At 47.9% G+C, this 6,084-nt stretch carries 5 protein-coding genes, 2 tRNA genes and 2 pseudogenes; 2 read left to right on the top strand and 7 right to left on the bottom strand.

Translation table 11 applies throughout. The features are described from left to right. Positions 1 to 97 (top strand): annotated as a pseudogene (locus NDA01_RS31025) (IS5/IS1182 family transposase); the annotation flags it as partial. Positions 98 to 115: 18 nt separating this feature from the next. Here NDA01_RS31025 and NDA01_RS31020 read toward each other — a convergent pair. The 5 genes from NDA01_RS31020 to NDA01_RS31000 all read right to left on the bottom strand — a co-directional run bounded on the left by NDA01_RS31020 (position 116) and on the right by NDA01_RS31000 (position 1,642). Beyond that, positions 116 to 192 (bottom strand) — tRNA-Glu (locus NDA01_RS31020). A gap of 6 nt (positions 193 to 198) precedes the next feature. Next, positions 199 to 295: transfer RNA gene (locus NDA01_RS31015), tRNA-Asp, on the bottom strand. Between the two features lie 51 nt (positions 296 to 346). Further along, a complete protein-coding gene (locus NDA01_RS31010; protein WP_348231080.1) occupies positions 347 to 547 on the bottom strand; it encodes a hypothetical protein in 201 nt (66 codons plus the stop codon). A 150-nt stretch (positions 548 to 697) separates the two neighbouring features. After that, a complete protein-coding gene (locus NDA01_RS31005) occupies positions 698 to 1,084 on the bottom strand; it encodes an alr0857 family protein (RefSeq protein WP_348231079.1) in 387 nt (128 codons plus the stop codon). A gap of 27 nt (positions 1,085 to 1,111) precedes the next feature. Further along, positions 1,112 to 1,642, bottom strand: a complete 531-nt coding sequence (locus NDA01_RS31000; protein ID WP_348231078.1) for an HNH endonuclease — start codon at positions 1,640 to 1,642, stop codon at positions 1,112 to 1,114. Positions 1,643 to 2,033: 391 nt separating this feature from the next. Here NDA01_RS31000 and NDA01_RS30995 point away from each other — a divergent pair, with 391 nt between their 5' ends. Beyond that, entirely contained in the window at positions 2,034 to 2,375 is a 342-nt protein-coding gene (locus tag NDA01_RS30995) for a hypothetical protein (RefSeq protein WP_348231077.1), read from the top strand. Between the two features lie 112 nt (positions 2,376 to 2,487). Here the strand turns inward: NDA01_RS30995 and NDA01_RS30990 are convergent, their stop codons facing one another. Further along, the gene (locus NDA01_RS30990) at positions 2,488 to 5,466 is read right to left on the bottom strand and encodes an ELWxxDGT repeat protein (protein ID WP_348231076.1); all 2,979 of its coding nucleotides are present in this window, start codon (positions 5,464 to 5,466) and stop codon (positions 2,488 to 2,490) included. A 513-nt stretch (positions 5,467 to 5,979) separates the two neighbouring features. Then, a pseudogene (locus NDA01_RS30985) lies at positions 5,980 to 6,084 on the bottom strand (IS1 family transposase); the annotation flags it as partial.

Genomic DNA, 6,084 nt, shown 5'->3' with positions numbered 1-6,084 from the left:
CTTTTCAGGGCGGTATCGCAACCGGAGAGAGCGGTTTGGCTTACGCTTGAACTTGATTGCTGGCTTGCTCAACTATGAACTGGCACATCCCTCTTGATTCATGCAGGAGGTCTATTGGAAGCATCGACGGGAGTTGCACCCGCTTCTCCGTGCTTGAGAGGCACAGCGACTTATCTATTCGCCCACGATGCTACAAGGCAAGAATGATCGGATTTGTAGCTTGCTTCTGCGAAGCAGTACCGACGATCTTTCGCTGGACAGGCGACTGCTTTGAGCCGGACTAAGCTACATTCCCAAAGGTGGCGATTCAGTTGTCAAGGTGCAGGATTGCTGATTGCAGCAGGAGTTAGAGGAAGCAACGCCGTTCTAGATGGTAGATCTGCTCTAGATGACGGAGTGCTTGAGTTTGTTTACTGGAATGGTTAGATTGACTTCCCTGATTGAATTGCTCGTCTCGAAGAGATGCAGAAGTACGTGGAGAATGAGTTTTCCAGTGTTCTGAAAGCTTTGAGAGAAGACCTGTTTTTTGAAGGGAGTGAGCAGCCATTGGATTCGCTCCTTTGTGTCTCATCTCATACTACAGTTGTAATACAATGTACTACAGAGTGTCAAGGGCATACTACAACTTTTTTTGAGAGGTGAGAGGGCAATAGTGAGGAGGATGGCTAGACTCCCCTCTCTAGTTGAGTTGTAGTTGCTAGGCCAGGGAAGAAATGTGGGACTCACTCATCTGCCACAGCTTGTAGATGAAGAGTTCAACACGATTGCCCAGCACGGTGAGGAACATTCCTTCATGAGCTTCCTTACTCTCAGCAATCCAGCTCCCACTCAGACTGACTTCTACAAACTCGTCATCCACTGGAACGACAGTCACTCTCCCTCTGCATTCCTGTCCCAACATCGTCTCTAGATGTTTCAGATCAGGGACATCAGTAGGTAAGAGAAAGGAGGCATGACCAGGCTCGACTTGGAGGCATTGCTCTAAGCGCATGGCAAGAACAACCCGTTGGGCGATCGCCAGTTCTGGAGAGATCACTACCCGCTCCATGTACAGTCCGCTTTCGGTGTAGTTAAGCTTCAACATTGACCTTACCTCCTTCTTCTATTCAGCTCAGTCGTTGGTGGGCTGCTCTTTCCAGAACTGTTCTGCAAATGCAATGGCAGGGTGGATGGGTGCTTTAGGTTTGCTTCTGAGCACCATTCCGGTCTCGTGTAAGAGGCGATCGCCCTTAGCTGAATTGCACTTGTCGCACGCAGCCACTACGTTCTCCCAGGTATGGGTGCCACCCTTGGAACGAGGAATAACGTGATCCAAGGTGAGACGCTTGGTACTGCCGCAGTACTGACAGGCATGGTGATCGCGGCGGAAGACTTCGCGACGATTGACAGGTGGTAGCTTCCACTGCCGCTCTGGATTGCCACTCGTCAAGTGGATGTGCTCAGGTACTTGTAGTACAACGCTAGGAGAGCGCACTTCCCAGGCCTGGAGGCTGCTGAACTCTAGTGATTCTGCCTGCCCCGTCACTAGAAGCACGATGGCCCGTTTGATGTTGATACGTGTCAGGGGAAGGTAGTTCTTGGAGAAGACTACGACCTGGTTGTGTAGTATTGGAATCTTCTGAGTCTGCTCTGTTGCTTGCATAAAACTCACTCCTCAAAAAACAACCCCCACTTCTGTTGACCAGGAGCGGGGGTAAGTACAAGGAAGCTGATGCGCTGTTTCCCTATGTCGGTGTCAGGTTAAACCTGCACCTCCCGCTGCTAGTAAGTTGATCCGGATTGAGTTGTCCGGCGACTATCGCATTAATGCCTTCATGAGCGGATTTACTACCACTAAATCGATACGCTCCCTCGCACGCAAACAGCACCGATGCTCTACCCCAACCTCGATGGGGAAGAACAAGGGCACTGGATAAGGTGGCCAGAAGGGTGCGGTCCATAGAAGGCTGGATTACTTGTATTACAAATCTGGATAGCTACATACTACACTTGTAGTATTACATTGTCCACTTTTTGAAACTAGGTAGTTCGGTATGGATACACGCAGACCAAGTTCCACTTCGGAAATGCAAGTGACGAGTATCCGGCTGGAAGCTGAACTTAAAGAGCGATTACGAGAGCTTTCCGGTGAGCAAGGATATCAAACCCTGATTCGAGAGGTGCTTTGGCAATTCGTGGAGCAACGGTTAATGCCTTTGGAGAAACGATCGCCTGCCCAAACTCCGCTTTTGTCTGGGTCAGAGATTCGAGTTACGTTTGAGGCGATCGCTCAACGAGAGGAACATTGTGCGATCACAGGTCAATTAATCCAGCCACAACAACCGATGAAGCTAGGGCTCACAATCACTGGCGAACTAGTTCCTTTGAGTGCTTAAGCGATCTCAACTTGTTTTGATTCCAAGGCAAGGAGCAGAAAACTGTTTAAGCTTCTCGGCTCTCAGTGAGAATGTTGGGTAATGGCGATTGCTATCCTATTCCTGATTATCCCTACCCAGGTACCGTGCTCGATTCAATCGCCCAAAGCTCGCTTCCGTGGCTACCATCGTCAGCCGAAAAGAACAGCTTATGGTTACTTTGTGCAAAATTGTAGCCGAAGGAAGATGGACGCGAACTGTTCATCCCTGGATTAATATCTTCAACCAAAGTTGTTTTTAGGGCAGTGCCATCGCTCCTCCATAATTCAGTTCCATGCACAGGATCATAAGCTCCAAAGTAAACCACACCGTCGAAGTTGATTAAGTCCTGAGGGTTGGAACTATTTTCCCCTGGATTAATGTCTTTGACTAAAACAGTGCCTTCAGGCGTACCATCACTCTTCCACAGTTCTGCGCCATGCACTCCATCGGTGCTGGAGAAGTAGAGCGTATCGTTAATAGCTGTTAAATAAGCAGGGCTGGAACTATTTGCCCCTGGGTTAATGTCCTTCACAAGAACAGTGCCTTCAGGGGTGCCATCACTCTTCCACAGTTCTGTACCATGCACTCCATCAGCGGCTCCGAAGTAAAGCGTATCGTTGACATTGAAAAACCTGGAAATCCCCGGTGACATAGAGCCACTTGCGCCTGGGTTAATGTCCTTCACAAGAACAGTGCCTTCAGGAGTGCCGTCGCTCTTCCACAGTTCTGTACCATGCACCCCATCGTGGGCCATGAAATAGAGGGCACCATTCACATTGGCGAAAGAGAAGTTTGAAGCTGGCCAAACACCCTGCTTCAGCATGACAGTACCCTCGGCAGTGCCATCACTCTTCCATAACGCTTCGCCACTACCTGATGAATATGCTGAGAAATAAAGCGTCTCATTTATATTCGTGAAGATAGCAGGAGCAATATAGCCAAAATTGCCTGGATTGATATCCTTCAGCACTAGCGTACCTTCAGGGGTGCCATCGCTCTTCCACAGTTCTGCCCCATGTATTCTGTCAGCGGCTGGAAAGTAAAATGTATTACCGATAACAGCGACGTTAGGTTTGAACTGTGGAGAAGTAACAGCATTACCAACAGCTTCTATGAAAGTTGTACCAGCCTCAGTGCCATCGCTCTTCCAGAGGCCATTAGAGAAGAAGAAGAGTGAACTATTCACATTAGCAGCAGGTGAGGCATTTTGCCTGAATAGCGTTGTTCCCGCTTCAGTGCCATCAGTTTTCCAAAGTCCCTGATCTGGGCTATAGGCAGAAAAATAAAGAGTCCCATTCACATCTACTCTCGGAAATAGTGAAGACGATGAGCTCAGTCCAGAATTGATATCTTTGACAAGGTAGGGATTTCTACTTAGATTAAGGTTGAAGCTGTGGTTGAGAGTAGTCATGCCATCAGTGACACTGAAGTCGAAGCGATCGCTGCTTGCAGTACCACCATTGCTCTGATAGCTGACTCGACCCTGATTGATATCTGCTTGAGTAAAGGTTTGACTCACGCTCAAAACTAAGCCATTTAACTGCAAGCTGCCATTTAGGGGAGCATCTTTAACGGTGTAAGTCAACTGAGTCGCATCGGTATCAGCATCAACGACCCGCAGTTGATCGCTGCCAATAGCTTTTGTCGAGCCTGAGGTGAGAGCCAGCCCAGCGTTAGTGGTAAGTAGAGGTGCTGGGTTGAGCGAAAGGCTCAGGGCATAGTTCGTGTTCGTTTCAGCATTGGCAGGAGCAACTTGCACATAGTACGCACCTGCCTCTAGGATGCCGCCAGCGTCTGAAAAGGTTGTAGTAGGGGTAACGGTGAAACTTTGAAGAATTTCGCCTTGTTCGATCGCACCATTGTTATTGCTGTCTTGGGCAAGTTGTAGCGTCACGGCACCATTCTGCACGTTCAGCGATCGCTGCCATTCGCCGGCTCTCTCTAGCGTGAACTGGTACCAGTCTGCTGTGTCGATGCTACCTACAAAGTCGGTCAGATTCAGTTGTGTCGAGCCAAGCACGATCGCCCGAGCAGTAGCTTCAGAATTTCCTGCATAGTCACTTCCTGGACGACCTTCTTGCTGTCCATACATTAAGAAGTGCTGATACGCTTGCTGATTGTTGAAGCCTGCCGCAATCAAGTCAGGGTTGTTAGCTAGATAAACTTGAACATCAAAGTTAGGAGAAGCCAGTCGCCCTTCTGTTAAACCATAGCGCTGGAAATGTTCATATATGCCTGGCTCATCTAATCCAGCTGCTACTAAATCTGGATTGAGGGAGCGATAGTAGTTTAAGTCGAAAGCAGGCGAAAATACTCGACCCTCTCGCAGGCCATACATCTGAAAATGCTGAAGCAACTGAGTATTGTTCAGTCCAGCATCAATCAGGTCTGGGTTGTTCGTTTTGTAGTAGTTGAGGTCAAAAAAGGGAGTGAACTTGCGGCTTTCATTCAAGCCATAAGTTTGCAAGTGCTGTAAAGCCAAGTGGCGATCGCCTGCAAAAGCTTGATTCACATCTGGATTACTCGCCAAGTAAAAGTTGAGATCTACAAACGGAGAGAACGCACGGCCCTCATTCAACCCATACATCTGTAGATGCTGCAACACTCCGAAACGGTCGTTACCGTAGAAGGCGGCTACATCTGGATTATTGGCGAGGTAGAACTTGAGGTCAACCAAGGGCGAGAAAATGCGGCCTTCGCTCAAGCCATAGGTCTGTAAGTGCTGAAAGGCTTGCTCGCGATTCCCTGCAAAGGCTTGATTCACATCTGGGTTGTGGGCGAGATAGAAGTCAAGGTCTAAAAAAGGAGAGAATGCTCGACCTTCTGCGACACCAAAATCTTGCAGGTGCTGAAAAAGTTGTTGATTGCTGGTCAGTCCTGCTGCTGCTAAGTCAGGATAGTGAGCTTGATAAAACTGGAGATTGACAAAGGGCGAGAAGATGCGACCTTCGTTCAAGCCATAGGTGAAGAGGTGAGAGGATGCCTGCTCGTCTGTGAGGCCAGCCAAATCAGGATTAAAGGCACGATAAAAATTAGCATTGAACAAATCAAGGTTAACGAGTTTATCCATTGCTGCAGGAATATATCAGGGTGAATAGTTTAGCTAGATGTCTATCTATAAATTCGGCAACTATTATGCTTTTTGCAACAATGCGTTACATTTCATCTTGCTGGTGGACGGGCAGGGGTCAATCAAGGGCATTGCCCAACAGAGGAATGATGCAACGTCCAGGTTGTCAATTCAACTAAAGCTCAAACGGCGTTAACAGTGCTAACGAATTAAGTAAAACTTATCGATTAACGACAGAATGAGGGTTTCAGCCATTTTGAGTAGCAGGCGAGCGATAAGCTGGGGTTAACTGGTTCTTTCCGTTTGGATGTAACAACGGCATATCAATGCTTTGACCCTGTTACCCGAAGAAAACAATGTTAGTTCAGGTAAAGGTTGAAGCAGCTTCATGGAGGTAGACGGTAAGGCAAAGCTGAAAATGCATGCTTAGGAGCTAGAGATTTGCTAGTTTGGTGCTACTTCATCGAAGAATTGCAATGGCACAACTATCAAGGCGTTTATTTTCTGGTAGTCCTAAATAGGTAAGGATGCATTGTAGTGATGAACAAAGTACCAAACTGCACCAATATGGTTCTCTAACTTCTTGGAAAACGATAACGTCCTTCTCACTAAGCGGGA

This window comes from Trichocoleus desertorum AS-A10, from assembly GCF_039962155.1.
Classification (GTDB): domain Bacteria; phylum Cyanobacteriota; class Cyanobacteriia; order FACHB-46; family FACHB-46; genus Trichocoleus.
The sequence above is the reverse complement of the archived record's forward strand: the minus strand, read 5'-3'. Positions and strand labels throughout refer to the sequence as shown.